The organism is uncultured Ilumatobacter sp. (genome assembly GCF_963980585.1).
In the GTDB taxonomy this organism is placed as follows: Bacteria; Actinomycetota; Acidimicrobiia; order Acidimicrobiales; family Ilumatobacteraceae; genus Ilumatobacter_A.
Genome location: NZ_CAXCAM010000005.1, coordinates 18,201 through 43,606, shown reverse-complemented (window position 1 = coordinate 43,606; position 25,406 = coordinate 18,201). Strand labels below are relative to the sequence as shown.

Below are 25,406 nucleotides of genomic sequence, written 5' to 3'. Positions count from 1 at the left end.
TCTCTCTTTCGATTCAGTGTTCAGTGCGGGGCCGTTCGACCCCTGAAAATGGGGGTGTTCAGGCTTCGGCTTCCTGCTTCTCGATGAGAGCAGAGAGTCCGAATGCAAGTTTGTTCGGCAGTGCGTTGAGCAGCCGAGCGGTCTTGACCAGCGGTGCTTGAAGTGCGCCGGCGAAACTCGCCAACAACTCTTCGCGCGACGGCAGGCTTGCCAGTGCTTTGACATCGTCGGCGGACATCGGCACGTCGCCGAGCATTCCACCCTTGATGACCAGCATCGGGTTGGCCTTGGCCGTATCGACCAACGCCTTGGCTGCGCCAACCGAATCATCGGCGGCGAAGGTGAGCGCAGTCGGACCGGTCAGGTGTTCCGTGAGGCCGTCGAGACCGGCGTTGGTGGCGGCGAGCTTGGCCAGGGTGTTCTTGTACACCTTGTGCTCAGCGCCAACAGCGCGCAACGGGGCACGAAGGTCGGCCAGCTGGCCAACCGACATCCCGCGGTACTCGGTGACGAACACTGCGTTGGCTGCGGTGAGCTTGGCAGTGATTTCCTCGACCTTTGCGGCCTTGTCGGGCCGCGGTGCGTTTGCTTCTGTCATATGTTTTCCTCCTCTCGCTACAACTCGGGGTGCTCGCTTGTTCAGCGAACACCACACGAGGAGCCGAGAGGCTCGATTCGTTTGGCATGCACCTCGGCTGGCGTCCCCTCACAACATTCGGAGGAGGCATTACCCGGGATTCCCGGACCAACGGTCTCTGGCGAGCGACCTATGAATAACTCACATGATGCTAGGGACAGCGCGCACGACTTCCACGCGCAACGCCCCGCAGCGTCAGGCGTCGAGGTTTTGCTTGAGCCGCTGGATGTCGACCTTGACGCCGGGCCCCATCGTGGCAGACACGGTGATCTTCTGGATGTAGCGACCCTTGGCCGAAGCCGGCTTGGCACGCTGGATCTCGTCGATGACAGCAAAGAAATTCTCGGTGAGCGCTTCGGGTGTGAAGCTGGCCTTGCCGACGGTGAGCTGCACGTTGCCGTACCGGTCGGTGCGGTATTCGACCTTGCCGCCTTTGAACTCGCTGACGGCCTTGGCGACGTCGGGCGTCACGGTGCCGGTCTTCGGGTTGGGCATCAGGCCACGCGGGCCGAGCGAACGGCCGAGACGGCCGACGAGCGGCATCATGTCCGGTGCGGCGATCACGAGATCGAAGTCCAGCATGCCGCCCTCGACCTGCTCGAAGAGGTCGTCGGCGCCCACCAGGTCGGCGCCAGCTTCACGGGCTGCGTCTGCAGCCTCGCCTGAGGCGAACACGGCGACGCGGATGTCTTTGCCGGTTCCCTGCGGAAGTGCGACGGTGCCGCGCACCATCTGGTCCGCTTTGCGAGGGTCGATACCGAGCCGGAACGAGACGTCGATCGCCTCGTCGAACTTGGCGGTTGCGGTGTCCTTGGCGAGCCGGACGGCATCGGCGGGGATGTAGAGCATCTCCCGGTCGAACTTCTTGGCTGCGTCGGTGAACTTCTTGCCTGACATTTGGTGTCTCCCTCAGTAGTAAGTCCGCCAGCCGAGGTGATGCTGGTCGAGACTGTTGATGTTGATTGGTTGTTTCGAAAGGTCAGAAACGGGGTCTGACCCCGTTTCTGACGATTTCAGCTGACAGTGATGCCCATGCTGCGGGCAGTACCACGGACCTGGAGCTTTGCGGCTGCCATGTCGTTTGCGTTGAGGTCAGGCATCTTGATCGTGGCGATCTCTTCGACCTGCGCCTCAGTGATGTTGCCGGCGACTTCGGAACCCGGGTTGTTGGCGGCCTTCTGAAGGCCCGCCTTCTCGCGGATCAACGTCGACGTCGGCGGCGTCTTCAAAATAAAATCGAAGGTGCGATCTTCGTAGATCGTGATCTCGGTCGGCACAACCGTGCCGGCCTGGGCCTCGGTCTTGGCGTTGTACGCCTTGACGAAGTCCATGATCGCGATGCCGTGCGGGCCGAGTGCCGTACCGACCGGCGGGGCCGGGCTGGCCTTGCCTGCTTCGATCTGGATCTTGACGACGGTGATGACTTTTTTCTTTGCCATGAGGCTGCTTCTTCCGTGTTTCTTCTGTTCAGCGATTGTGATAGCCGGGTTGGGTGTAATGATTCAGCGTGATGCTGATCAGAGCTTGGCGACCTGGCTGAAGTCCATCTCGACCAAGGTCTCGCGACCGAAGATGTTGACGAGGACCTTCAGCTTGAGGTGATCGGCGTTGATTTCGGCGATCTCGCCGGTGAAGTCGGCAAACGGGCCTTCCTTCACGCGCACGCTTTCGCCCTCTTCGTAGTCGAGCTTGGCCTTACGGCGAGGCGCATCGGCCTGCGCTGCGGTCTTCGGCGACAGGAAGGTCTTGACCTCACGGCGCGAGAGCGGCGTGGGCTTCTGGCCCTTCACGGCCTGTCCGACGAAACCGGTGATGCCCGGCGTGTTCCGCACGCAGTACCAGGTCTCGTCGTCCATCTGGCAACGAACGAGCAGGTAGCCAGGGAAGACCTTCTTCATGACGGTCTGCTTCTTGCCGTTCTTGAACTCGTCGACTTCTTCCATTGGAATGACGATCTCGTAGATCTTGTCTTCCATGTTCATCGACTGGATCCGGGCGTTGAGGTTCGCCGTGACCTTCTTTTCGTAACCAGACTGCGTGTGCACCACGAACCACTTACCCGGGCGCAGGTTCGGGTCGTCGTACGGTTCGGGCTCTGCGTCGACTGGCGACTCCTCAGCAGTTTCAGCTGCACTGGAATCGACGTCCGACTCGGCGCTGACGTTTGCGTCGTCGGCCGCGCTCTCGCTTGATTCGGCCTCGCTTGATTCGGCCGCGGTAGAGGAATCGGCGTGCGTGTCATCAGCGAGCACGTCAGTGTCGCCAGATGGCAAGATCGCGTCGGCACTCACCGTGTCGCCGACCGAGGCTTCAGAGTCCACGTCGGCGAGCACGTTGGTGTCGCCGGATGGAAGGAGGTCAGCCGGAGCGTTCGATGCCTCTGCGTCGACCGCCAGCTCGGTGGCGGCGTCTTCCAGGTCGGCAGCGCTGGTGTCGGCTGCGTCGAGTACCGAATCAAGTTCGGCATCGAGTGCCGCCAACGCATCGGTGCCGGTCTCGGCTTCAGTTGGGGTGGTCTCGTCTGTCATGTCGTCGCTCACGATGCTGAGTAGAACCATTCGGACCACAGGCCGAATATGTAGTCGGAGCCACCAACGAGCGCCGTGTAGAACACAACGGTGATGACGACGACAATGGAGTACCGGGTGACCTCGGGACGTTGCGGCCACGCAACCTTGCGCATTTCCTCGCGCACCTCGCGGAGGTACTGGCGGGGCCCAACGCGGTCTTGCGGGCGCTTCTGAGGCCGCGGGGCGCGCGTTGCTTTGCCCTCGTCATCGAGGGCACCCATCTTGCGAAGCTGACGCTTCTGCTCGCGGTTGAGATCGTCCATTGACACGTTGTTGCTGCGTTCTCTCGTGTTCGGCTGATGGTTGGGTGGGAAGGTTCAAATCGTGCGGCCCGGTTGGGACGCACGAGGTGGGCAGGGCAGGAGGGACTCGAACCCCCGACCGTCGGTTTTGGAGACCGATGCTCTACCAGCTGAGCTACTGCCCTCGGAAGGGAACGCCAGGGTACCAGCGCTTCCTGAGAGGGCGAGTGCGGCCAAACTCTGCGGCAGATACCGAGAATCGTGCTGCGCTCGCTGCCTCACCTGTTGTTCAGCGCGTCTCCTTGTGGACCGTGTGGGTCCGCTGACGCGAGCAATACTTCTTCATCTCAAGACGTTCACGGTCGTTGACCTTGGACTTCATCGTGATGTAGTTGCGCTCTTTGCACTCGGTACATTCGAGGGTCACTTTGACCCGCTTGTCACTTTTGGCCATGACTGGCTCACTTTCGTTTTCGTTCCAGAATCGGAACAGATTCGGGTGACAACACAGCGGCCGGCTCGGACGAACCGAACCGGCCGCGGGTTGTCAGTACTCGATTACTTAATGATCTTGATGACGCGGCCGGCACCAACAGTGCGGCCACCTTCACGGATAGCAAAACGAAGACCCTCGTCCATCGCAATCGGCTTACCCAACTGCACCGTCATCTCAACGTTGTCACCAGGCATCACCATCTCCGTACCAGACGGCAACTCAATCGTGCCCGTCACATCAGTCGTCCGGAAGAAAAACTGCGGCCGGTAATTGTTGAAGAACGGCTTATGACGGCCACCCTCATCCTTCGTCAACACATACACCTGACCCTCAAAGTCAGTGTGCGGCGTAATCGAACCCGGCTTACACAACACCTGGCCACGCTCAACATCTTCTTTGTCGATACCACGCAACAGCGCACCAATATTGTCGCCCGCCTGGCCCTCATCAAGAAGCTTGCGGAACATCTCAACACCAGTACACGTCGTCTTCTGCGTGTCACGCAAACCAACGATCTCAATCTCATCACCAGTATTGACAATGCCCTGCTCAACCTTGCCAGTCACCACAGTGCCACGACCCGTGATCGTAAACACATCCTCAATCGGCATCAAGAACGGCTTATCCAACTCACGGACAGGATCAGGAATCGACGCATCACACGCAGCCATCAGTTCCATGACCTTTTCCTGAGCACCAGAATCACCCTCAAGCGCCTTCAACGCCGAAACATGCACCACCGGAGCATCATCGCCCGGGAACTCGTACTCGTCCAACAACTCACGAACCTCAAGCTCAACAAGCTCCAAAAGCTCTTCGTCATCAACCATGTCCGACTTATTCAACGCCACCACGATGTACGGCACACCAACCTGGCGAGCCAACAACACATGCTCACGCGTCTGAGGCATCGGACCATCCGTCGCAGCCACCACCAAAATCGCGCCATCGATCTGGGCTGCACCCGTGATCATGTTCTTGATGTAATCCGCATGACCCGGCATATCAATATGGGCATAGTGACGATTCTCAGTCTCGTACTCAATATGCGAAATCGAGATCGTAATACCACGCGCCTTCTCCTCAGGCGCCTTATCAATACCCTCGAAGTCAGTGAAGTCAGCCAACCCACGCTCCGACAGCGTCTTCGAGATAGCAGCAGTCAACGTCGTCTTCCCATGGTCAATATGACCCATGGTGCCAATATTCACGTGCGGCTTATTCCGCTCGAACTTTTCCTTGCTCATGTGCTTCCTCTACTCCTGAGGGTGTTATTCGTTGATTGATGTGTTTGGTAGCGGCGGTCGGACTTGAACCGACGACCTTCCGATTATGAGCCGGATGCTCTGACCAACTGAGCTACGCCGCCATATGGTCCCGATGTTCCGGGTGGTGTTGCTTGGCACGCGAACGGGTTGCCCCGACCACTTGGTCGAGCCCTCTGTGGGAATCGAACCCACGACACCAGCCTTACCATGGCTGTGCTCTACCGACTGAGCTAAGAGGGCGTCACGGTGATACCCAGAATTTTCAGGTTTCCGGGCACCCTTCGGGGGCGACCTGGGCCGCAACCGACGTTCGAGTGTATCGGCGGTGGTTGCAAGACCACCCTGCGTTTGCGCGCGAAGTTTCCGCCGTTTGCGCCCGTCGAGGAACTACGTTCAACGGCGATGGGTACCGCTCGATCAGCCGACGAATCGACTGGGCAACGACCGACCGTCACGATTCGCCTGGCCACCGCGAGCGATGCTGCGTCGATCCTCGAGATCTACAACTACGAAGTCGAGAATCGCACCAGCACGTTCGACATCGTTCCACGCACGCTCGATGCCCAGCGCGTCTGGCTCGCCGAGCGTTCCGGAGCGTTTGCTGCGGTGGTGGCCACGATTCCGAACCGCGATGGCGACCCGGCCGTCGTCGGGTTCGCCTCGCTCTCTCCCTACAAAGAGCGCGCCGCGTATCGCACGACCGTCGAGAACTCGGTCTACGTCTCGCGCGAGCACGGCGGCCTCGGCATCGGCAGAACGTTGATGGAGCACTTGATCGAGGTGGCACGCGACAGTGGATTCCACTCGATCATCGCTCGCATCGAGGCCAGCTCGGAGGCCTCGCGAGCGCTGCACCGGGCATGCGGGTTCGTGCTCGTCGGCGTCGAAACGGAAGTCGGTCGCAAATTCAATCGATGGCTCAGCACCGCAGTGATGCAACTTATGCTTTGAGGCCGCCACCATCGCGCTGGGCCACACGGAAGCTGATGTCGCCGGCGAACTGCTCGTCGACTTCGACCTGCAGGTCGTACTCGCCGGGGGCCGGGAACGAGACCGCGGCGAGCGGCACCACAATCGGCACTTGACGCCCTTCGCCCGGCTGCAAGCCAGAGGGAGGCGACGACTCGTGAAGCGCCACCTTCACCGTCGCGGCGAGCATCGCTGTCTCGGCGGACTTCACTTTCATCACCATCTCATGGGCGGTGCCTGCCTCATCGGGCGGCAGCCACACCAGGGTCGCGACGTGGCAGGCGAACTTCGCGGGAAACGTCGGGGCGACCAGCCGCGTCAGTCCACCGGACTGCACGAAGAGCAGCCCCTCACGAATCTGTGCGAAGTCGCACAGAATCAGCGACTTCAGCTCCGCAGTCATGTCGGCACGATATCTCACCGATACCCGAGGGCTGACTTCCGGATTGGGCCGAGCGCGCGGAGCGTCACTCGAAGGCGAAGGAACGCACCGCGATCGGATCGGCGAATCCCTTCACCATTCGTCGGCCAGCTGGATCAAATCTGGACGTCGGGGCAGCGTGAGCGAGTTCCTCAGTGACCAACAGTTCCTGCGGGACGGCCTCGTCCACGAGACGAGCCGCAAGGTTGACAATCGGTCCGTAGTAGTCGCCGCCCCGCACCAGGACGTCGCCGAAGGCGAGCCCGCCGCGCGGCACGACTCGTTCCATCTCGCTGCCAAACCCTGCCATCAGCCGACTTCCTGCCACGCAGGCAGCCTCCGGATCGGTGGCGACGAACATCACTTCGTCACCGATCAGCTTCACCAGACGGGCCCCGACAGCAGTGACGATGTCGTGGGCGCGGCCCTCGAAATCTCGGATGAACACCGCCAGATCTTTCGGCTGCAAGGCAGCCGAGATCTCGGTGAACCCCACGAGATCCACGAACCCAACCGCATATCGGTACAGGAATCGTTCACCCTGCTCGATCTCAGCGACACGGCTCCGTTCGGTGGCTTGCAGAATGTGCCGCCTCAGCAACGGCTCGAGCTGCGCACTCAAACGGTCGATCAGACCGACAGCGTCGTAGCCCTTTCTGGCAAGTGCCAGCTCGTTGTGCCCGCGGTCAGCATCTCAGCCTCGACATCGGTGAGGAACAGTGAAACGCCCGCCTCCCCAATCCGGCTCATTGCCGAGCCGATGACGCGCAGAAAGGCAAGCGTTTCTTCCCGGGAGAAGACCTCACCGAGCAGGTCGAAGGATGCCAGCGCCTCGATCTCGGCCTGGGTCACTCCGATCTCGCCAGGCGGCGCTCCACCGATCTGCGTCAAGCCGACGGCGCGCAGGAACGCGTCGAAGTTCTCGGTTGCCATCCCAGACGTCTCAATCGCTTGGGACCGACTCAAACGTTCTCCAGGCAACGTTCGGCGATCATTAGCAATCGCCGACAAGCTCCCAGCCGACTCGGCGAGCACCATTTCGTCAATGGTGAAACCCATCTCGACAAGCCAATCGAGCAACTCGAGCCGGCCATGTTCCGCTGTGTTCTCCGGGTCGTACAACCCAGCGGCGACGTACTCCTCGGTGGACGGCATGGGACCACCGTACGACACCTGGTTGGCCCAGGTTGCCGGGGGCGAGGAGCCCGGAATCGACCGAGAACGTCAAGAGCCCGCCAGCCGAAGCTGACGGGCTCTCAACATCTCAGTGTGGGCCGAGAAGGATTTGAACCTTCGAAGGCATACGCCGGCAGGTTTACAGCCTGCTCCCTTTGGCCACTCGGGCACCGACCCATGTTGATGCGGCCGACATCGTACCCATCAGGGTCGAAAACGAACACCCGGTATTGTCTGGGTATGGGAAGTTTTGATGTCGTGTCCGAAGTCGACGACCAGGAAGTCAAGAACGCGGTCGATCAAGCGCAACGCGAGATCTCTCAGCGGTTCGATTTCAAGAACACCAACTCCAGCATCGAGCAGAACGACACCGCCATCACCATGGCAACGGTGAGCGAAGACCGGCTCAATGCGCTGCGGATCGTCCTTGAGGAAAAGCTGGTCAAGCGTGGCGTGTCGCTGAAGGGCGTCGACTATGCAGATGTGCAAGAGGCCTCAGGTGGCACCGTGCGCCAGGTGATGACGATCTCCTCAGGCATCAGCTCCGACAAGGCCAAGTTGATCAACAAGGCCATCAAGGAGAAGGGCCCCAAGGGCGTTTCGAGTTCCAACCAAGGCGAGTCGATCCGGGTCCAGAGCAAGAAGCGGGATCACCTGCAAGAGGTCATCGCGATGCTGAAAGCCGAAGACATCGGTATTCCGCTGCAGTTCAACAACTTCCGCGACTGAACCTTGCGAGCAGCTGACCGATCACTCGGTCTCGTCAAGGGGGTCGAGAGGGTCAGACAGGATGTTGCTCGCAGCGACGACGATCGCCCGTGCTTGCTCAGCGGAGTCCGGCAACGTGGTGTCGAATGCGAGCTCCAGCAGCGGGAGCCCGAGTTGAGAGTTGCGGACCTCGGCGATGGCGACCGCGCGGTCAGCGGCGGTTCCCGCGACCGGAACCGCTGCAGCAGCTTCGAGCTCAACTGACCGGAGCCGTGCGATCTCCCGACCAACCCCGGACCGGGCAAGGGTCTCGAAGCCGACGCCAGGATCGCAGGTGCGAAGCTGCATCGTGCCGGTCGCCAGCGTCGTGAGGCTGGCGGTCATTTCGGCGGGCACGTTATTGACCCACTGCTGCAGCATGCCGGAGACTTGGGCCGTGCCGTCAACGTCGGTGCCGCTCAACGTGACGTACGTGCAATGTCTGCCAGCGCTGTCAGCTGTTGCCAGTGAGGCCTGAACGAGTGCGTGCTGGCTGCATATGCGGTCGCGGCATCGGTGTAGCTGGCGAACACGAGATACCAATACGTTCGGTCGGTCAGCCGCTGCGACGAGGTGAACGTGTCGCCCACCGCAAGTTCTGGTTCGCTCGCCAGCTGCAGTTGCGACGCTGCACGTAGCGCTTCGAAGTCAGCGGACCGCTGCGTTGGGTCGTTGGTGGAGACCTCGGCGAACGCAAGGGGGGCGTTGGCCCGATACTCGATCACCGGTGGCAACAACGACGAAACCGCAATGTCACGAATCGTGTCGGGCAGCGCCATAGCTGGTCGCCGCTGCGGCTGCACGGCTCGAGGCGATCACGACTGCACGCGTCAGGGCGGGGGCATCGAGTAGCCCGTCGTCGATCGACGCCGACCAACCGGTTTCCTGATCGAGCGCGGCTGCGGTCATGGCTTCAGTCATTGCAGCGTCAAACAGCGCCGGTCCAGCCGCATCGTTGGCAATGACTTCTCCAGTGACCGGCGAGTAGTAGGCCACCGTCCAGTCTTCGACAAGTTCGTGCAGCAATGGTGCGTCAAGCATCCCGCTGACCAGACCGAACGAGCGCCAAGTGGGGAGTTCGGACTCCCATGGTCCAACGAGCTGCGCCGTCATCGATGTGGCGTACACGTCGGCGGCGCGGCGCTGCACGTCGACCGGCTCAGCAAACTCTGCACCACGGGCGATCTCGACTGCCTCGCCGTACGGGCGAGCGTCGTCATCCCACTTGTCAGGAAACAGGTAGGGACGCCCGAAGATGATTGCGCCCGCAATGAGGCCAGCGAGAACCAGCAACGTGAAGAACAGTGCAAAGCCGCCGGCACCTGAGCGGGCCGAGGCAGCCTTGGCCTTCTTGAGCGCAACCTTCTGCTGATGCTTCTTCAACTTCTTCTGGTGTTTGCGATCCCTGCGGCTGATGACAGCAGTCGGTGTCTGGAGCGACGCTGTCGCGGGCGCAGCCTGCCGGGGCCCAGACTGATTGAGCTGACTGCCCGGCAACTGTGGGACCGCAACCGGTGGCGCGCTACTTGGAGCAGCTCCAGCCCCCGCAGCGGCCGCCGCGGCTTGCACCGCAATCACTGTGGTTGGCGCATGATCCTGCGACACGACGTCGGTCGGTAGGGCAGCCACCGCTGCCGAAGGACTGCTGGCGTCGTTGACGACCTCGGGTGCACGAGGCGACACCGTCTTCGTCGCCGTGGGTCCGGGTGACCCGGCGGCCGGCGCTCGCCCCTCGGGCTCCACCGAAGGAACACGCCCACTCGGAGTGAGGTCGGGGATGTCGAGCGGGGCGATCGTCAGATCGATGATGTCACCGACGACAGGTTGGGCAGTTGCCGGCACGGGATCTGCTGGAGCCAGTGCCTGGCCCGGCGGCGCGGGCAACGGGGTGTCGTCCAGGCGGAGTGACGGAAGTTCGAGGTGCAGCTCACCGAGCACATTCGCATTGTCATCTGCGGCGGGCCCGGGAGTTGCCGAACGGTCGCCGACCAACGGCAGCGGGTCGAGCGTCAGGGGCTTCATGGTCAAGTCGAAGTCACCCAAGACGGGCGAAGTGACCTGCGAGGGGTTTGGCGCCGAGAGCGGCGTCTGTGTTTCGGCGCCAGCCCGAACGACGCTCAGCTCAGCGTTCGGCTCGGTTTGCGGTGCGGTGTCGTTGGCGTCCAGAACGGACTCCCATGACAGCACAGAACGATCGGTGTTCTGGTCCGGCTGCGGGCTCATGCCAGGTCATCGGCACAATCCGTCAGCACCTTGAGACTCCCCTGAGAGTTCCCCCGACCTCCGACCCGCCCGTTGGCATGGCCGTCAGGTGGGCATCAGTCGTCGGCCGACTGGGCTGCCTTCGCTTGGAGTTCGTCGACGATTGAGGAGTCGGCCAGCGTGGTCGTGTCTCCGATGTTGCGTCCTTCGGCCACATCGCGCAACAAGCGACGCATGATCTTTCCCGAGCGCGTCTTAGGAAGATCGGGTGTGATGTAGATCTGCTTGGGCTTGGCAATGGCACCGATCTCGGCAGCCACGTGGTTCCGAAGATCCTGTTCGCCGACATCCTCCCCGCCGCGCAGGATCACATAGGCAATGACGGCCTGGCCAGTCGTCGGATCGGTCGCACCCACCACGGCTGCCTCAGCGACTGCGGGGTGCGAGACCAACGCCGACTCGACCTCCGTGGTGGAAATTCGGTGCCCGGAGACGTTCATCACATCATCGACGCGGCCCAGTAGCCACAAGTAGCCGTCGTCGTCGAGCTTGGCGCCGTCGCCAGCGAAATACCGACCTTCGAAACGCGACCAGTACGTCTCCTGGTACCGATCGGGGTCACCCCAAATCCCGCGCAGCATGCCCGGCCACGGTCGGGTGAGGGTCAAGTAGCCGCCGCCGTTCGACACGGTGTTGGCATCGTCGTCGACCAACTCGGTGGACACGCCGGGCAGGGGGAACGTCGCCGAACCAGGCTTGGTCGTGGTCGCTCCCGGGAGCGGACTGATCATGATGCCGCCCGTCTCGGTCTGCCACCAGGTATCCACGATCGGACAGTTGCCCTTGCCGATCGTGTCGTGGTACCACATCCAGGCTTCAGGGTTGATCGGCTCGCCAACGGTCCCAAGGAGTCGAAGCGACGACAAGTCATGCTTGTCGGGTTCCTGCGCGCCCCACTTCATGAACGTACGGATGGCCGTCGGCGCGGTGTAGAAGATGGTCACACCGTATTTTTCAACGATCTCCCAGAACCGATCGTTGCCTGGATGATTCGGCACGCCTTCGTACATCACCTGAGTACAGCCATTACTCAGCGGTCCGTAGACGATGTAGCTGTGGCCCGTGATCCAGCCGACATCGGCGGTGCACCAGAACACGTCGGATTCGGGCTTGAGGTCGAAGACGTACTTGTGGGTGTAGGTGACCTGCGTGAGATAGCCACCGGTGGTGTGCATGATGCCCTTGGGCTTGCCCGTGGTCCCCGAGGTGTAGAGCAGGAAGAGCAGGTGCTCGGCTTCCATCGGCTCGGCCGGGCAGTCGGTGGATGCTCCGTCCAGCAACTCGTGGTACCAGTGGTCGCGTCCCTCGTGCATCGTGACGTCGTTGCCACCACGCTTGACGACGATCATGTGCTCGATCGTGGGCGCCGAGTCACACGCCTCGTCAGCCGCAGGCTTGAGCGGAAAGACCTCGCCGCGCCGGTATCCACCGTCTGCGGTGATCAACACCTTCGCTTCGGCGTCGTTGATGCGGTCGCTCAGCGACTGACTCGAGAACCCCCCGAACACAACACTGTGCGCTGCTCCGATCCGAGCGCAGGCGAGCATCGCAACGGCCGCTTCGGGAATCATCGGCAGATAGATGTTGATCCGATCGCCCTTCTGCACACCGAGACCTTTGAGCACGTTGGCGAACTTGGACACCTCGTCGAGCAGGTCTTGATAGGTGATCTTGCGCGTATCGCCCGGCTCACCCTCCCAGTGAATGGCCACCTTGCCGCCGTTGCCGGCATTGACGTGGCGATCGAGGCAGTTGTACGCCACGTTCAGCGTTCCGCCCTCGAACCACTTCGAGTACGGGAGCTGCCAATCGAGCACCGTGTCCCACGGCTCGAACCACTCGACGAGCTCGCCTGCTTGACGTGCCCAGAACGCTTCGTCGTCCTCATTCGCCTCGTCATACAACGATGTGTCGACGACGAGGGCATCACGCTTGAAGCTCTCCGACGGCGGGAAGGTTCGATTCTCGGAGGCAAGTGCGTCGATGGTGTCGTGCTGTTCGTCGCTCATTCCGTGATCGTAGATCAGAGCAACGGCCGTCTCAGAGGTCGGACTCAGGCTCGCCATTCAGCGACGAGGAAGTTCCCGAGTCCGCTTGGGTCGAGGAGCGCTTCGGCCTCGCTGATCCGGCTCCGCATCCTCATCGCCTCGAGCCCAGGCCGCGCGGCCTGGGCCTCCCACACTCGCTTGCCTTCGGTGACCAACTCGTCAATGCCCCAACGCTGGAGGAATTGTGCCTGGGTGCGCATGGCATCGGCCTCGGGGAGCTGATCGAAGGGAATGTCGGTCGTGATGTCTTGCGATCCGGGCGCGGTGAGGTAGTGGTCGCCGCGTTCGTTGCCCCGGTACGTGCGGAGCCATTCACGCCATGGCCGCATTGCCAGCTCGGCGGTGAGTGGCACCCCGTAGTCGATGATCAGCAGCGAACCGGACCGCAGCAGCTGGCGGGCGTCCTCGACAAATGTCGCCGCCTGTTCGACCAGTGGAACTCGGGCGCCCAGCGCTGCGCCCATCAGCAGTTGGGCCGGCGGCGGATCGAACGGCGCGGACAACATCTCGCTCGGCGCGCCCGATTGGTCGACTGCGACGTAGGCCTCGCGCCAACCGCTGTCGAAGACAGCCAGTCGGAAGGGGAGGTTGTCGAGCAACTCGTTCGCGATGATCACCCCATCGAGCGGAGCCGTCGGCATCGTCGCCAGCGACGTCACACCGTCGGGGTGACGTTCCCGTTGTGACGCAGAGAGTTCGACGGCGACATAGTCGAGCGCATCGGCACACGCAGGTCCGGCGGCGAGGATCGATCGGGCGAGGGTCCCCGGCCCGGCTCCCGCGTCGACCACGGTGAACTGTTCGGGTCGTCCAAGACGAGCCCACTCAGCATCCAGATAGTTCGCGATCACTGCACCGAAGAGCGGTCCGACTTCGGGCGATGTCAAGAAGTCGCCGCGGCGACCGGCGTGCCCGCCGTCCGGACGGGTGTAGAACCCGTTCTCGCCGTACAGCGCCTCGCGCATGAACTCGTCGAACGGAACCGGCTGCGGCTCTCTCGCACTCACCAGCTCAGTCTCCCAAGTCCGGATGCTTCAACCTCGCTCGAGCAACGATTTTGACGAAACAGTCCGTCTCTGCGGGGTCCCGCCGGGCGGGCTGGTCGGACCGACTCCGAACAGGCCAGCGAGGCGCGGGACATGGCGCCTGCCGATGAGGCAAGCTGTGCGGATGCGAGCGAGAACGGTCAGCGCCATCATGTTGCTGTCCCTTGGTGCGTGCGGTGGCGAACCTGCCGACAGCGTGGCGGCGCCTGGTGTCCCCACCGCCGGGGACGCTCGACCGCCGATCAGCACGATTGCGCCCGCTCCGACCACCCGGCCACCGACCACGGTGGAGCGAACGACGACCACCGTCACGGTCACTCCGACCGTCACCCCGAATGCCACACCGCCAACGTCATCTGCGGCCTCGGCGACGGTTTCCACGACCACCGTGGCTGCCTCGACCAGCACCACCACCACCACCTTGGCACCGACCACAACCGAGCTCGTCTACGTCGCCGAACTCCCTGAAGGAGCGCTCTTCGTAGGAGTCGAAGGACCGCGATCGCTCGCGGTCCAGCAGCAACTCATTGCCCTGGCCATTCTTCCGTCGACTGCGGCCGACTCGAAGTACGGCCCGGGCACCGCAGCCGGAGTCCGCCGCTTCCAGGAGTCGCAGGGCTTGATCGTCGACGGCGTTGCCGGGCCGGTCACCCTGGCCGCCCTGGCCGCAGCAGTCGCCGCCGGGCCAGCGACCACGCCCCCAACCACCAGCGACGACTAACGGTGAGCAGCGAGCGGCGCACGCATCGGAGCTCTGGCAATGCAGAGAGGCCGAGTTGCCACCGATCGGGATCAGGGAAGGACGGCGCCGGTGAGGTCTTGGAGTTCGCCGAAGCCGGCGACGAGGCGGGGATACACGCCAACGGCAATCGTGCCGATGACGGTGAGCGCCAGCGCGGCCATGATGGGGCTCGGCGTCACGATCGGCGTCGTATCGCCGTCGGGTGCGTCGTCCATCCAGACGACTCGGAGCACCTTCATGTAGTACGCGGCCGAGATAACGGTGTTCACAGCGGCAATCGATGCCAGCGCGTACGCCCAGTTGTTCTGAGCGTCAAGCACGGCCTTGAAAGCATTGAACTTGGCGAACCAGCCACCGAGCGGCGGGATGCCGGCGAGCGACGCGAAGAAGATCGTGGTCAGCACGGCAAGACCTGGTGCGTAGCCGAACAGGCCACCGAAGCTTGAGATCTCACCGCTGCGCGTTTTGCGGGTCACGGCGATGACCACGGCGAACGCACCGAGGTTCATGAAGCCATACACGAGCAGGTAGACGACCACGGCGTTGAGAGCCGAACCGGCAGCTTCGGCCTCACCCGCGAACGCCAACGGCATCAGGATGAAACCGCCCTGGCTGACCGAAGAGTAGGCAAGCATGCGAACAATGTTGGTCTGACGCAGAGCGAGCACGTTGCCGACCGTCATTGTCAGCGCAGCAAGGGCCCAGATGAACGGCTGGTAGACGTCGGATGCGTTGGGGAGGGCGAGGTAGATGATCGTCACCAGAGCGATGAAGCCTGCCGCCTTGGATGCCACCGACAGGAACGCCGTGACCGGAATGGGGGCGCCCTCGTAGGTGTCCGGCGCCCAGCTGTGGAACGGAACAGCTGAGATCTTGAACGCGAAACCACTGATGATGAAGACGATGCCGACAACTTCGATGCCGTTCAAGTTTCCGTCGGTCAAGGAGGCACCGATGTCAGTGAGCAACGTCGAGTTGGTCGAACCGAACAGCAGGCTCATGCCGTACAGCATGACCGCCGAGGCAAACACTCCGAGCAGGTAGTACTTGACACCTGCTTCGTTCGACTTCGAGCTGCGCTTGTTCCAGGCCGCCATCATGTAGGCCGGAATCGAGAGCAGCTCGAGAGCGACGAAGATGCTGATGAGGTCACGAGACGAGGTCATCATCACCATGCCGAGTACGGAGCACATCATCAAGACATAGAACTCGCCCTGGTAGTACCCGCCTTCTTCGAGTTCTGTCTGGCTCATCAAGATGACGACATATGCCACCAGGAGGAAGAACGCCTTCATGATGAGCGCGTACTCGTCGATGACGTACCGGCCACCGAACATCGATCGCGAGTCGTCACCGATGACGAACAGCGTGACGACAGGGATGAGCGCCGCCAACATCACGAAGCCCGTGAGGGTGGCCATGATCCACTTCTTCGACTCAGAGATGTTGAGGTCGATGAGGAGGACGATGTTGATGCCCGCCACGAGCACGAGCTCGGGCGCGATGGCATGCCAATCAATAGTTGGAGCGACCCAGTCGGTCGCTTGTGCGAATAGAGCAGCGAGCATCAGCCCAGTGACTTCCCGAGGGTTTCCACCATGGCCTGCACGGCCGGGTCCATGACCTTGAACATCAGTTGCGGGTACACACCGAAGACGACGATGGCGACGAGGAACGGCGTCCAGGCAATCCACTCGGTGAGCTGTACGTCCTTGATCTCTTCATGCTCATGGGCATCCGCGTCGGCGTTGGCTGCCGAGCTGAGGCTGTGCGCCATGGCCTGACCGTGATCGTCTGCACCGTGGCCGGCGTCGATCTCAGCAGTCGAGTGGCCCTTGAACTCGTCGCTCGGCACACCGAACGCGGTGCGCTGGTACAGCCACAGGAGGTAGGCGGCTGCCAGGACAGTGCCCATCGCCGCGATGACCATGAGCGTCCGGAACAGCGGCTCACTGAGCCCGAAGTTCGGGTTGTAGGCCGACAGAATGGCCGGGAATTCACCCCAGAAGCCGGCGAGGCCGGGCAGACCGAGCGAGGCCATCGAGGCGAAGCCGAGAATCCAGCCCATCTTCGGCATCTGGATGAGCATTCCACCCAAACGGCTGATCTCAAGTGTGTGGAAGCGGTGCTTCACGGAACCGGCGACGAAGAAGAGCATCCCGGTGATCAAGCCGTGAGCGACCATGCCGAACAGGGCGGCGTTGATGCCGAACGTGGTGAGCGTGGAGATGCCGAGCATGACGAAACCCATGTGAGCCACCGACGAGAACGCAATGAGGCGCTTCATGTCGGTCTGGGCGAGGCAACCGAGCGAGCCGTAGATGATGCCGATGACAGCAAGAATGCCGATCGCCGGCGCCCATGCCTTTGCGCCTTCGGGCAGCATGGGGATGGCGATCCGGACGAAACCATATGTGCCGAGCTTCAGCAGGATGGCGGCCAGGATGACCGAACCTTGTGTCGGTGCCTGTGTGTGCGCGTCGGGCAGCCAGGTGTGGAACGGGAACATCGGCACTTTGACCGCGAAGCCCAGGAACATGCCGGCGAAGATCCAGATCTGGACGTCACGGTCGATACCGGCGCCCAGGTCGATCAGCGTGGCAAAACCAAAGCTCTCCGCACCGGTCTGGAAGAACAGCGCAAGGAAGGCCACCAGCATGAATGCCGAGCCGAACATTGTGTAGAGGAAGAACTTGAGCGAGGCGTACTGCCGTTGCTCGCCGCCCCACACGCCGATCATGAAGTACATCGGCAGGAGCACGACCTCGAAGAAGACGAAGAAGAGGATCAGGTCCTGCGCAATGAACGTGCCGGCCATACCGGTCTGCAGCACGAGCATCAAGATGTAGAACGCCTTGGGGTTGCCGGCGTCGGGCATGTTGTCCCACGTGTAGATCATCACGAGGAACGTGACGCACATCGACAGGAAGTACAGCGGCAGGCTGATGCCGTCGAGGCCGATGGTGTAACCCGACCGGATCACTTCGATCCATTCGGCATCGACCGCGAACTGCAGCTTCTCGCTCTGTCCATAGTCAAACTTGACGAGCGTGTAGATGCCGACCAGCAAGGTCGCTCCGGCGGTCGCGATGCCGATGGTCTTGACGCCGGACTCATCGTCCTTCGGCCAGAACATCATGACGAGCGCGCCGACGAGCGGCAGGAACGTGCCGACGGTCAGCAGCCAATTGTTGTCTGTGAGTGTTTCCATGAGATTAGTAGTCGTTCTTTCAGCTCACGTTGAGGATGACGAGGACGATGGCGCCAACAGTTGCAGCACCGAACAGCAGGGCGCCGTACTGGTTGACCTTGCCGGACTGCACCGGTTGCAGACCGTGACCGGTTTCTGAAGCGACCGTGCCCGAGGCGTTGACTACCCCGTCGACGATCTTCTGGTCGATGTTGTTGTAGACCCAGTCGCCAGCCTTCTTGCCACTGGTGCCGACACCGTTGACGGCGCCATCGATGACGTTCTGGTTGAACCAGTACGTGGCTTTGGCGAGCGGGCGGGAAACGAAGTACACGAAGACGTTCTGGTAGAGCACGTCGAGGTAGTACTTGTTCTTGAGGAACAGGTAGCCGCCGCGGGCGATCCGCGAGCGCTCGGTCAGACCGACAAGTCGCGGGTTCTTGTTCTTGTAGAACGCGATGCAGAAGCCAATGGCGGCGGCGTAGCCAAGGGCAACGACACCAAGCGACAGCAGGATCTTGCTGAGCTCGGGGACAGCGTGCTTGACCTTCGGGAAGTAGCAGACCGTGCCGGGCTCGGGATCGGTTCGGCCACAGCCGGTGGCGTAGGCGTCCTTGCCATCTGCACCTTCTTCGGCTGCAGGCAACGGAGTGACTTCGAGCAGTTGCACGCTTTCGCCGGCGTGCCCCGCCGTCTCGCCGATGGCGACAGGTTCATAGCGGGGCTCGACGTACTTCTTGAGCAGCTCAACGCCTTCGCCGAGGTTCGCGCCCAGCGCGTCACCGGCCAGCGGCGTCGGGTTGACGAAGCCAGACGTGAGTGCCAGGAAGGCGAGGATCACAATCGGGACGAGGATCAGCTTGCCGGACTCATGTGGTCCGTGATCGTCGTGATCGTCGTGACCGTCGTCGCCGTGACCGTCGTCGCCGTGATCGTCGGTGTGTGCGGCCGCTGCGCTGAGCGACTTCGGCGCAGCACCCGCCGTGACGAGTTCGCGGTCGATCGCGTCGGCGTGAACGATCTCTTCGCGGAACTCAGTCGCGTAGCCATGATCGTCGTCGTGATGGATACCGGCGGCAGCGCCGCGGGGCTCGCCGAAGAAGGTGAGGTACGTCGCACGGGTCATGTACATCGCCGTGAGCGCCGCGCCGCCGAGGCCGACCCAGAAGAGGAACGTGTAGCCGTTGGCTCCGACGTTGTCGATGATCTCGTCCTTCGACCAGAAGCCGGCGAACGGAATCACACCGGTGAGGGCGAGCGTCGACACACACCACGCACCGAAGGTGATGGGCATGAACTTGCGCAGGCCGCCCATGTCCTTTTTCATGTCAAAGGAGTGATGCGAGCCGGAATGGCTGATCGATCCAGCAGCGAGGAACAGGCAGCACTTGAAGAAGGCGTGCGTGAACACGTGGAAGACAGCCGGCAGCCAGGCGCCGGTACCGAGGCCAAGCATCATGTAGCCCAGCTGGGACACGGTCGAATACGCCAACACCTTCTTGATGTCGTCCTGCACAAAGGCAAGAAGCGCCGCGACGACGATCGTGATGCCACCGATAATCGCAATAAAGCTCAACCCGCCGTTGGCGATGTTGAAGCCCTCCCAGAACACGGGGTAAATGCGAGCAACGAGGAAGACGCCGGCGACGACCATCGTGGACGAGTGCAGCAGCGATGACACCGGCGTCGGACCAGCCATGGCGTCGGGGAGCCACGTGTGCAGCGGGAACTGGCCCGACTTGCCGATCGCGGCAATGAACAGCGCACTCGACGCCATGATCAAGGTCCAACTCGAGCCGTCTCCAGACAACGCCCACGCCTGGATGGCTCGAATGTCAAACCCGTTCGAGTCGAGGTTCGCCACGGCGAAGTCATTGGCGCCGAAGAACAGGATCGCCGTACCGACGAGCAGGCCGACATCGCCGACGCGCACCGTGAAGAAGGCTTTGAGGGCCGAGTGGCTGTTGTAAGCGTCTTCCCACCAGTGACCGATCAGCATGAACGAACAGAGGCCCATGATCTCCCAGCCCAAGATGAGCTGAACCATGTTGGACGACATGACCATCACCAACATGCCGCTGGAGAACAGCGTCAGTGCGGCGAAGAAGTGGGTGTAACGACGATCGCCTCGAACGTAGTCAAGGCTGAAGACCTGGACGAGCAGGGAGATGAAGGCCACCAGCCAGAGCAACAGAACCGACAGGCCATCGATGTGGGAACCGAGGCCGAACTCGAGGCCGGAGTTCTGCCACCACACCCATTGGGTGACGACGGGTTCGATGTATGGCTCGACCTCGCCACCTTCGCTGGCGCGCAGTACTCCGCGAACACCACTGAAGGCGCCCCCGATCGCTTCGTCGCCACCGTGCGATGCAGAGTCAGTGCGCTGCATCCACTGGATGCCAGCGCCCGTCGCAATCACGAGCGATGCGGCCATCGATGCAAGACCGATCTCGGAACCCTTCATCGGCATCTTCTTGCCGAGGCCGATGATCAGCGCAAAACCGATGGCAGGGATGAGCGCGATGAGCCAAGCGTTGTCCAGGAACCAGCCTGAGCTCAGTTCGAGCGCAGCATGTGTGTCTTCTACGGCGAGCACGTCAGCCCTTCATTTCCGAGAGTCCGTCGAGGGCGATCGACTTGCGGTTGCGGTAGATCATGAGCACCATGGCGAGGCCGACACCGACTTCGGCGGCAGCAATGGCGATGACGAACAGTGCAAACACCTGCCCGTCGATGTTGTCGTTCATCATCGCAAAGGCGACAAAGTTCAAGTTGACGGCAGCAAGGATCAGCTCGATCGACATCAGCACGAGCACGGCATTGCGCCGCGCAATGACACCGAACACGCCGATGCAGAACAGCACCGCTGCGAGCAGGAGGAAGTTGACAGCAAGCATGAGCCTCAGTCCTTCCGGGCCAGGACGATGGCGCCAATGGCGGCGGCGAGCAGAACAAATGACACTGCCAGGAACGGCACGAGGTAGGCCGACAGATACTGGTCGGAGAGCTGCTCGGTCGGGAACGGCGCACGCTCTTCAAGCACGTCGTCTTCGAAGGTGTTGAAGATGACGTAGCCGAGCAGCCCGAAGAGCACGACGGCGACGGGGATACCGAGCTGCCAGCCTTGGTTGTTGAGACCGTCTTCTTTTCCGATCTGGGCACGGGTGAGCATGATGCCAAACAGGAACAGCACCATCACGGCACCGATGTACACCATCACCTGCGCCACCGCGAGGAACTCCGCCGAAGCCAGAATGAACTGTGCCGCAACGCCGGCGAGGACGAGGACCAGATACAACGCCGCATGCACGACGTTCTTCGTGGTGACCACGCTGAACGCCGCAAAGATCATCACCGTGGCAATGAGGCCGAACCCGATGTTCAAGGCAACATTGACCGCCGGTTCAGCGTCGGTCTGCGCAATCAGAGCGTGCAGGTTCACTGTCCACCTCGCGACCATTGAAGGGCAACGTCATTCATGGCGCCTGTGTTCACTTGCCGGCTCCCGCTTCGAGTTCGGGCGCCTCAGGCACCGTCTCCATCCACTCGCCGAGCTTGGCCTTGTCGTGGAGCAGATCGGCGATCTTCGGCTCGGAGTATTCGTACTCAGGGCTCCAGAACAGTGCGTCGAACGGGCAGACCTCGACGCAGATACCGCAGTACATGCAGAGCGCATAGTCGATGTCGAATCGGTCCAGGTGGTTGACCTGGCGCGGCTTGCCACCAGCGCGACGCGCTGGCGCGAGCTGCTTGTGGCCCTCGATGTAGATGCACCAGTCGGGACAGCTGCGCGAGCAGAGCATGCAGGCAGTGCAGTTGTCTTCGTGCAGCGCAATCACGCCGCGGGCGCGAATCGGCGGCGCTTCTTTCTCGTGCGGGTATTGCACGGTGTCGGCACCGTTCTTCAGCGTCTTGCCGAGGATGCCGGCAGTGACGCCGAGACCTTTGATGAGTCCAGGAACCTTGGGCATCAGAGGACCACCTTCAAGATTGCAGTGACGGCCGTGTTGGCCAGTGCGAGCGGGATGAGCACCTTCCAGGCAAAGGTCTGGAGTTGGTCCTCACGGAAACGCGGGTAGCTGAAGCGCACCCACATGATGACACCGACGAGGGCGAACATCTTGGTGAACATGATGACGGGGCCCACGAAGTTCATCCACCAGGCGACATCGCCGAGGTTGTCCCAGCCGAACCATTCGAAGGGAACGCCCCAGCCACCGAGGAACAGCGCCGCAGCAATGAAGCTGAAGACGCCAGCCGTGGCGAACTCGGCGATGAAGAAGATCAGGAATCGGAAGCCCGAGTACTCGGTCATGTAACCGGACACGAGCTCGGACTCAGCAATCGGCATGTCGAACGGTGCCTGCGTCAGCTCGGCCTGCACGGCGATCATGAAGATCAAGAAGCCAACGAACTGCGTGATGATGAACGGGTTGCCAAACCAGCCGATGCCGAAGATCTCACCGGTGTTCTGCACTTCGATGATCCGGTTGAGGTTCATCGACTCGGCTTGGATGACCACGCCGAGGGTGGCGAGCACCATCGGGAGTTCGTAAGCAATCAGCTGACCGCCGGCACGCAGGCCGCCGAGCAGTGAGTACTTGTTGGCCGACGACCAGCCGGCGATGAGGATGCCGAGCACGCTGACCGACCCAACGGCCAACGCGTAGAAGATGCCGGTCTCGAAGTTGGTGAACCACGCTTGGGGACCGAACGGCACGACGACGATCAGCAGGAACGTCGACAGCAGCACGATGAGCGGCGCCATGCGATAGATCCGCAAGTCGGCGTTCTCCGGCGCAAGGTCTTCCTTTTGCATCCACTTGCCGACTTCAGCAAGCAGCTGCATCGACCCGTACGGACCGGCCTCCATGGGGCCGAGACGGCTCTGCATGAACGACATCATCTTGAACAGGAACAGATAGACGATGCCACCGGCGGGCAGCAGCACCGCGACGAGGCCACCCACGACGCGCAAAATCGACATCAGCCAATACGGGATGGACCACTCCGGCCAGAAGTCCGGAAATTCGGCTGCAAGTTGAGCGAGCATCAGCGATCGATGTCTCCGAGGATGAAGTAGAGCGAAGCAAGGATCGTGATGACGTCAGGGACGTACACGCCCTTCAACGCCCACGGCACGATCGAGATGTTGTTGAAGCTCGCCGAGCGAATCTTGACGCGGAACGGCCCGAGGCCGCCCTTGCTGACGACGTAGTAGCCCATCTCGCCGAGCGGGTTCTCCGTGGACACCCAGGCTTCGCCTTCGGGCACCTTGATGATGCGTGGCACCTTGGTCATCACCGGGCCGGCCGGGATCTGATCGAGGAGTTGCGTCACGATCTTGCAGGACTCGCGGGTCTCTTGGAGACGAATCCAGCAGCGGGCCCACGAGTCGCCGTCGGGGTGTGTCCACACCTTCCAGTCGGCAAGGTCGTAGCTGAGCGGGATGTCTTGATCGCGACGGAGGTCCCAGTCGATGCCGGACGCACGGGCGTTCGCACCGGAGAGACCGTAGTCCTTGGCGATATCGGCAGGAATGATGCCGATGCCGCGCATCCGACTCTGGAAGATCTCGTTGCCGAAGAGCAGGTCATCGATCGTGTCGCAGAACTGCTCAAGCTTCTTGACGGCGCCGCGCGTCTCTTCGATCCAGCCCTTGGGTAGATCGTCTTTCAGGCCGCCAATACGGTCAAAGTTCGGGTGGAAGCGACCACCGGTGGCACCTTCGATGAGGTTCAGGATGTATTCACGGTCACGGAAGGCAAGGAAGACCGGCGTGATCGCGCCCATTTGCACGCCAAGGTCACCAAGGAACAGCGACACGTTCGCAATTCGTGACAACTCGAAGAGGATGGTGCGGATGACCTGAGCACGCGGTGGCGCTTCGATCTCCATCAGCTTCTCGGCAGCGAGGATGAACGGCACTTCGTTGGCGAAGCTGCCGAGCCAGTCAATGCGGTTGACGAGGGTGGTGACCTGCGGGAACGTGCGGACCTCGGTGAGCTTTTCGTAGCCGCGGTGCATGTATCCGGCAACCGGCTCAGCCCAGACGACCTGCTCGCCGTCAAGGCGACAGATGATGCGGAGCGTGCCGTGCGTGGCCGGGTGCTGCGGACCGATGTTGAGGGTCATGCCCTCGGTCTCGAGTTCGACGTTGAGGCGCGCGTCGGCAGCCTGGCTCGCGATGTACGAAAGTTGCTGGCGGTCGGTCAACGTCATGACTCGTCACCCTTCTCGTCGACGGGTGCTTCTGCTTCGTCTTCAGCCGGCATGGGTTCGACGTCGACGATGCCCGGCCATGGCTTGACCATGCGGGCGAGCAGCGGGAAGTCCTTGCGAAGCGGGTAGCCCTCGAAGTCGCCCGGCAGGTACATGTTGCGGAGGTCGGGGTGGTTGTCGAACCCGATCCCGTACATCTCGTGGCACTCACGCTCGTGCCAGTTGGCCCCGGCAAAGAGGTGACTCCACGATTCCATGACGAGCCGATCGTCAGGAACGTCGGCCTTGATCGTGACGCCCACGTGACGGTTGAGGTCGGTGAGACGCGCGAACACCTGGAAGCGAGTCTCGCCACCGGTGTAACCCTGCACGATTTCGGTGTCGGGTTCTTTGGGCTCGTCATCCGGGTCTTCTTCGCTCGTGCCGTACGGCGACGGCATCCAGTCGAGCCCCGAGAGGAAGCAGAAGTAGGTGAACCCGGCGTCCTTCAACGCCTGACCAGTCGACAACCACGCCTCAGTGCTGACGCGAATCCAGAGATCGTCATTGGGCGTGATCTTGGTGTCGACGATCGCGTCACCGATGTGGCTGCGCAGGTTGTCGATGATGCCTTCGCGCAGTCCGTCTCCGGGCAGTGCTGCCGGAGCGTCGGCGCCGGGCGCGTCCTGGGTTGTGGTGTCGTCACTCAATGGGGCCACCGCCAACGACGATCGGTTCGGGTTGCACCGAATCAGCCGCCTGGGCCATCTCGGGGGTCGGGTCGGTCGGCTCGTTGATCAGCTCGCCATCACGGTCAACCTCGCCGGCTTCCATGGCGCGGGTTCGCTGCAGGGTCGTGAACTCGTCACCGCGCCACTTGGCGGCCATGTCTTCGTTCTTGATCCGCTGTTGGAGGAGCACGATGCCTTCGAGCAGCGCTTCAGGCCGCGGCGGGCAGCCGGGGACGTAGACATCGATGGGGATGATCTGGTCGACGCCCTTGGTGACCGAGTAGCTGTCCCAGTAGGGGCCACCACAGTTGGCGCACGAACCCATCGAGATGGCGTACTTCGGCTCGGGCATCTGCTCCCAGAGTCGCTTCACCGCCGGCGCCATCTTGTCGGTGACCGTGCCGGACACGCAGACAAAGTCGGCTTGGCGTGGGCTGGCAGGCAGCGGGATCACGCCGAGCCGCATCACGTCGTAACGAGGCGAACCGAACGCTGCACCCATCTCGATGGCACAGCAGGCGAGACCCCACTGGTACACCCAGAGACTGTAGGAGCGGCTCATGTTGAACAGTTTGGTCAGCGGAGCCGGCAGGCGACCCTTGTCGACGAGACCCATGTCAGACCGTCTTTCTCTGCGAGTTGGAGCCCATGGCGGAG

At 62.0% G+C, this 25,406-nt stretch carries 28 protein-coding genes and 4 tRNA genes; 3 read left to right on the top strand and 29 right to left on the bottom strand.

Annotation, left to right across the window (positions count from 1 at the left end; all coding sequences use genetic code 11):
• Positions 1-58 precede the first annotated feature (58 nt).
• The 10 genes from rplJ to ACH2DW_RS02890 all read right to left on the bottom strand — a co-directional run bounded on the left by rplJ (position 59) and on the right by ACH2DW_RS02890 (position 5,453).
• Positions 59-598 (bottom strand): 50S ribosomal protein L10, encoded by a 540-nt coding sequence (gene rplJ, locus ACH2DW_RS02935; RefSeq protein ID WP_394928216.1) that lies wholly within the window; start codon positions 596-598, stop codon positions 59-61.
• 234 nt (positions 599-832) lie between these two features.
• The gene (gene rplA, locus ACH2DW_RS02930) at positions 833-1,534 is read right to left on the bottom strand and encodes a 50S ribosomal protein L1 (RefSeq protein ID WP_394928215.1); all 702 of its coding nucleotides are present in this window, start codon (positions 1,532-1,534) and stop codon (positions 833-835) included.
• Between the two features lie 116 nt (positions 1,535-1,650).
• Positions 1,651-2,076 carry a 50S ribosomal protein L11 gene (rplK, locus tag ACH2DW_RS02925; RefSeq protein ID WP_394928214.1) on the bottom strand — a complete coding sequence of 142 codons (426 nt, stop codon included), beginning with the start codon at positions 2,074-2,076 and terminating at the stop codon, positions 1,651-1,653.
• Positions 2,077-2,154: 78 nt separating this feature from the next.
• Complete coding sequence (gene nusG / locus ACH2DW_RS02920; protein WP_394928213.1) at positions 2,155-3,177, bottom strand: transcription termination/antitermination protein NusG; 1,023 nt, start codon at positions 3,175-3,177, stop codon at positions 2,155-2,157.
• Positions 3,174-3,470 (bottom strand): preprotein translocase subunit SecE, encoded by a 297-nt coding sequence (gene secE, locus ACH2DW_RS02915; protein ID WP_394928212.1) that lies wholly within the window; start codon positions 3,468-3,470, stop codon positions 3,174-3,176. Before secE ends, nusG begins: the two co-directional genes overlap by 4 nt.
• A gap of 91 nt (positions 3,471-3,561) precedes the next feature.
• Positions 3,562-3,634: transfer RNA gene (locus ACH2DW_RS02910), tRNA-Trp, on the bottom strand.
• Positions 3,635-3,738: 104 nt separating this feature from the next.
• Positions 3,739-3,903 carry a 50S ribosomal protein L33 gene (rpmG, locus tag ACH2DW_RS02905; RefSeq protein WP_394928211.1) on the bottom strand — a complete coding sequence of 55 codons (165 nt, stop codon included), beginning with the start codon at positions 3,901-3,903 and terminating at the stop codon, positions 3,739-3,741.
• 104 nt (positions 3,904-4,007) lie between these two features.
• Positions 4,008-5,192, bottom strand: a complete 1,185-nt coding sequence (gene tuf, locus ACH2DW_RS02900) for an elongation factor Tu (protein ID WP_394928210.1) — start codon at positions 5,190-5,192, stop codon at positions 4,008-4,010.
• Between the two features lie 45 nt (positions 5,193-5,237).
• A tRNA-Met gene (locus ACH2DW_RS02895) sits at positions 5,238-5,314 on the bottom strand.
• Positions 5,315-5,380: 66 nt separating this feature from the next.
• Positions 5,381-5,453, bottom strand: a tRNA-Thr gene (locus ACH2DW_RS02890).
• A 162-nt stretch (positions 5,454-5,615) separates the two neighbouring features.
• Between ACH2DW_RS02890 and ACH2DW_RS02885 the strand changes: the two genes are divergently transcribed.
• Complete coding sequence (locus ACH2DW_RS02885; RefSeq protein WP_394928209.1) at positions 5,616-6,164, top strand: GNAT family N-acetyltransferase; 549 nt, start codon at positions 5,616-5,618, stop codon at positions 6,162-6,164.
• Here the strand turns inward: ACH2DW_RS02885 and ACH2DW_RS02880 are convergent.
• The 4 genes from ACH2DW_RS02880 to ACH2DW_RS02865 form a co-directional block, all read right to left on the bottom strand.
• Positions 6,154-6,585 carry a DUF6941 family protein gene (locus ACH2DW_RS02880; RefSeq protein ID WP_394928208.1) on the bottom strand — a complete coding sequence of 144 codons (432 nt, stop codon included), beginning with the start codon at positions 6,583-6,585 and terminating at the stop codon, positions 6,154-6,156. The genes ACH2DW_RS02885 and ACH2DW_RS02880 overlap by 11 nt on opposite strands.
• 64 nt (positions 6,586-6,649) lie before the next feature.
• A complete protein-coding gene (locus tag ACH2DW_RS02875; protein WP_394928207.1) occupies positions 6,650-7,225 on the bottom strand; it encodes an adenylate/guanylate cyclase domain-containing protein in 576 nt (191 codons plus the stop codon).
• Between the two features lie 8 nt (positions 7,226-7,233).
• The gene (locus ACH2DW_RS02870; RefSeq protein ID WP_394928206.1) at positions 7,234-7,758 is read right to left on the bottom strand and encodes an adenylate cyclase regulatory domain-containing protein; all 525 of its coding nucleotides are present in this window, start codon (positions 7,756-7,758) and stop codon (positions 7,234-7,236) included.
• A 115-nt stretch (positions 7,759-7,873) separates the two neighbouring features.
• Positions 7,874-7,956: transfer RNA gene (locus ACH2DW_RS02865), tRNA-Tyr, on the bottom strand.
• Positions 7,957-8,019: 63 nt separating this feature from the next.
• On the opposite strand from ACH2DW_RS02865, the gene ACH2DW_RS02860 reads away from it, so the two are divergent.
• Positions 8,020-8,508, top strand: coding sequence for a YajQ family cyclic di-GMP-binding protein (locus ACH2DW_RS02860; RefSeq protein WP_394928205.1), 489 nt, complete (start codon positions 8,020-8,022; stop codon positions 8,506-8,508).
• 21 nt (positions 8,509-8,529) lie between these two features.
• On the opposite strand, the gene ACH2DW_RS02855 is transcribed toward ACH2DW_RS02860, so the two are convergent.
• From ACH2DW_RS02855 to ACH2DW_RS02835, 5 genes are all read right to left on the bottom strand, one after another.
• Positions 8,530-8,949 (bottom strand): hypothetical protein, encoded by a 420-nt coding sequence (locus tag ACH2DW_RS02855; RefSeq protein ID WP_394928204.1) that lies wholly within the window; start codon positions 8,947-8,949, stop codon positions 8,530-8,532.
• The gene (locus tag ACH2DW_RS02850; RefSeq protein WP_394928203.1) at positions 8,946-9,305 is read right to left on the bottom strand and encodes a hypothetical protein; all 360 of its coding nucleotides are present in this window, start codon (positions 9,303-9,305) and stop codon (positions 8,946-8,948) included. Before ACH2DW_RS02850 ends, ACH2DW_RS02855 begins: the two co-directional genes overlap by 4 nt.
• The gene (locus ACH2DW_RS02845; RefSeq protein WP_394928202.1) at positions 9,280-10,749 is read right to left on the bottom strand and encodes a hypothetical protein; all 1,470 of its coding nucleotides are present in this window, start codon (positions 10,747-10,749) and stop codon (positions 9,280-9,282) included. Before ACH2DW_RS02845 ends, ACH2DW_RS02850 begins: the two co-directional genes overlap by 26 nt.
• 95 nt (positions 10,750-10,844) lie before the next feature.
• Positions 10,845-12,797 carry an acetate--CoA ligase gene (acs, locus tag ACH2DW_RS02840; protein ID WP_394928201.1) on the bottom strand — a complete coding sequence of 651 codons (1,953 nt, stop codon included), beginning with the start codon at positions 12,795-12,797 and terminating at the stop codon, positions 10,845-10,847.
• A 44-nt stretch (positions 12,798-12,841) separates the two neighbouring features.
• Positions 12,842-13,843: an SAM-dependent methyltransferase gene (locus ACH2DW_RS02835; RefSeq protein ID WP_394928200.1), complete on the bottom strand. Its 1,002-nt coding sequence runs from the start codon at positions 13,841-13,843 to the stop codon at positions 12,842-12,844.
• Between the two features lie 163 nt (positions 13,844-14,006).
• Between ACH2DW_RS02835 and ACH2DW_RS02830 the strand changes: the two genes are divergently transcribed.
• Entirely contained in the window at positions 14,007-14,603 is a 597-nt protein-coding gene (locus tag ACH2DW_RS02830) for a peptidoglycan-binding protein (protein WP_394928199.1), read from the top strand.
• A 71-nt stretch (positions 14,604-14,674) separates the two neighbouring features.
• Here ACH2DW_RS02830 and ACH2DW_RS02825 read toward each other — a convergent pair whose 3' ends face one another.
• From ACH2DW_RS02825 to ACH2DW_RS02780, 10 genes are read right to left on the bottom strand one after another with little or no spacing between them, the layout of a single operon-like run.
• Positions 14,675-16,192: an NADH-quinone oxidoreductase subunit N gene (locus ACH2DW_RS02825; protein ID WP_394928198.1), complete on the bottom strand. Its 1,518-nt coding sequence runs from the start codon at positions 16,190-16,192 to the stop codon at positions 14,675-14,677.
• Complete coding sequence (locus tag ACH2DW_RS02820; protein WP_394928197.1) at positions 16,192-17,835, bottom strand: NuoM family protein; 1,644 nt, start codon at positions 17,833-17,835, stop codon at positions 16,192-16,194. The genes ACH2DW_RS02825 and ACH2DW_RS02820 overlap by 1 nt, the downstream gene beginning before the upstream one ends.
• A 19-nt stretch (positions 17,836-17,854) precedes the next feature.
• Positions 17,855-20,413, bottom strand: a complete 2,559-nt coding sequence (locus ACH2DW_RS02815) for an NADH-quinone oxidoreductase subunit L (protein ID WP_394928196.1) — start codon at positions 20,411-20,413, stop codon at positions 17,855-17,857.
• Between the two features lies 1 nt (position 20,414).
• Positions 20,415-20,714 (bottom strand): NADH-quinone oxidoreductase subunit NuoK, encoded by a 300-nt coding sequence (nuoK, locus tag ACH2DW_RS02810; RefSeq protein WP_394928195.1) that lies wholly within the window; start codon positions 20,712-20,714, stop codon positions 20,415-20,417.
• 5 nt (positions 20,715-20,719) lie between these two features.
• Positions 20,720-21,259, bottom strand: a complete 540-nt coding sequence (locus ACH2DW_RS02805; RefSeq protein WP_394928194.1) for an NADH-quinone oxidoreductase subunit J — start codon at positions 21,257-21,259, stop codon at positions 20,720-20,722.
• Positions 21,260-21,308: 49 nt separating this feature from the next.
• The gene (locus ACH2DW_RS02800) at positions 21,309-21,788 is read right to left on the bottom strand and encodes a 4Fe-4S binding protein (RefSeq protein ID WP_394928193.1); all 480 of its coding nucleotides are present in this window, start codon (positions 21,786-21,788) and stop codon (positions 21,309-21,311) included.
• On the bottom strand, positions 21,788-22,870 hold the full coding sequence (locus ACH2DW_RS02795) for an NADH-quinone oxidoreductase subunit H (protein ID WP_394928192.1): 1,083 nt from the start codon (positions 22,868-22,870) through the stop codon (positions 21,788-21,790). The genes ACH2DW_RS02800 and ACH2DW_RS02795 overlap by 1 nt, the downstream gene beginning before the upstream one ends.
• Positions 22,870-24,039 carry an NADH-quinone oxidoreductase subunit D gene (locus ACH2DW_RS02790; RefSeq protein WP_394928191.1) on the bottom strand — a complete coding sequence of 390 codons (1,170 nt, stop codon included), beginning with the start codon at positions 24,037-24,039 and terminating at the stop codon, positions 22,870-22,872. Before ACH2DW_RS02790 ends, ACH2DW_RS02795 begins: the two co-directional genes overlap by 1 nt.
• Positions 24,036-24,728, bottom strand: coding sequence for an NADH-quinone oxidoreductase subunit C (locus ACH2DW_RS02785; RefSeq protein WP_394928190.1), 693 nt, complete (start codon positions 24,726-24,728; stop codon positions 24,036-24,038). Before ACH2DW_RS02785 ends, ACH2DW_RS02790 begins: the two co-directional genes overlap by 4 nt.
• Positions 24,721-25,365, bottom strand: a complete 645-nt coding sequence (locus tag ACH2DW_RS02780; protein ID WP_394928189.1) for an NADH-quinone oxidoreductase subunit B — start codon at positions 25,363-25,365, stop codon at positions 24,721-24,723. The genes ACH2DW_RS02785 and ACH2DW_RS02780 overlap by 8 nt, the downstream gene beginning before the upstream one ends.
• Positions 25,366-25,406 lie beyond the last annotated feature (41 nt).

Excerpts from the sequence above, each read along its gene's own strand:
- ACH2DW_RS02820 (WP_394928197.1), bottom strand. The coding sequence starts at position 17,835 with ATGGAAACACTCACAGACAACAATTGGCTGCTGACCGTCGGCACGTTC.
- ACH2DW_RS02795 (WP_394928192.1), bottom strand. The coding sequence starts at position 22,870 with ATGCTCGCTCAACTTGCAGCCGAATTTCCGGACTTCTGGCCGGAGTGG.
- rplJ (WP_394928216.1), bottom strand. The coding sequence starts at position 598 with ATGACAGAAGCAAACGCACCGCGGCCCGACAAGGCCGCAAAGGTCGAG.
- rpmG (WP_394928211.1), bottom strand. The coding sequence starts at position 3,903 with ATGGCCAAAAGTGACAAGCGGGTCAAAGTGACCCTCGAATGTACCGAG.
- ACH2DW_RS02830 (WP_394928199.1), top strand. The coding sequence starts at position 14,007 with ATGCGAGCGAGAACGGTCAGCGCCATCATGTTGCTGTCCCTTGGTGCG.
- rplK (WP_394928214.1), bottom strand. The coding sequence starts at position 2,076 with ATGGCAAAGAAAAAAGTCATCACCGTCGTCAAGATCCAGATCGAAGCA.
- ACH2DW_RS02825 (WP_394928198.1), bottom strand. The coding sequence starts at position 16,192 with ATGCTCGCTGCTCTATTCGCACAAGCGACCGACTGGGTCGCTCCAACT.
- ACH2DW_RS02885 (WP_394928209.1), top strand. The coding sequence starts at position 5,616 with ATGGGTACCGCTCGATCAGCCGACGAATCGACTGGGCAACGACCGACC.
- nuoK (WP_394928195.1), bottom strand. The coding sequence starts at position 20,714 with ATGCTTGCTGTCAACTTCCTCCTGCTCGCAGCGGTGCTGTTCTGCATC.
- ACH2DW_RS02880 (WP_394928208.1), bottom strand. The coding sequence starts at position 6,585 with ATGACTGCGGAGCTGAAGTCGCTGATTCTGTGCGACTTCGCACAGATT.
- ACH2DW_RS02850 (WP_394928203.1), bottom strand. The coding sequence starts at position 9,305 with ATGGCGCTGCCCGACACGATTCGTGACATTGCGGTTTCGTCGTTGTTG.
- rplA (WP_394928215.1), bottom strand. The coding sequence starts at position 1,534 with ATGTCAGGCAAGAAGTTCACCGACGCAGCCAAGAAGTTCGACCGGGAG.
- ACH2DW_RS02790 (WP_394928191.1), bottom strand. The coding sequence starts at position 24,039 with ATGACGTTGACCGACCGCCAGCAACTTTCGTACATCGCGAGCCAGGCT.
- secE (WP_394928212.1), bottom strand. The coding sequence starts at position 3,470 with ATGGACGATCTCAACCGCGAGCAGAAGCGTCAGCTTCGCAAGATGGGT.
- acs (WP_394928201.1), bottom strand. The coding sequence starts at position 12,797 with ATGAGCGACGAACAGCACGACACCATCGACGCACTTGCCTCCGAGAAT.
- ACH2DW_RS02860 (WP_394928205.1), top strand. The coding sequence starts at position 8,020 with ATGGGAAGTTTTGATGTCGTGTCCGAAGTCGACGACCAGGAAGTCAAG.
- ACH2DW_RS02870 (WP_394928206.1), bottom strand. The coding sequence starts at position 7,758 with ATGCCGTCCACCGAGGAGTACGTCGCCGCTGGGTTGTACGACCCGGAG.
- ACH2DW_RS02845 (WP_394928202.1), bottom strand. The coding sequence starts at position 10,749 with ATGAGCCCGCAGCCGGACCAGAACACCGATCGTTCTGTGCTGTCATGG.
- tuf (WP_394928210.1), bottom strand. The coding sequence starts at position 5,192 with ATGAGCAAGGAAAAGTTCGAGCGGAATAAGCCGCACGTGAATATTGGC.
- ACH2DW_RS02800 (WP_394928193.1), bottom strand. The coding sequence starts at position 21,788 with ATGCCCAAGGTTCCTGGACTCATCAAAGGTCTCGGCGTCACTGCCGGC.
- ACH2DW_RS02780 (WP_394928189.1), bottom strand. The coding sequence starts at position 25,365 with ATGGGTCTCGTCGACAAGGGTCGCCTGCCGGCTCCGCTGACCAAACTG.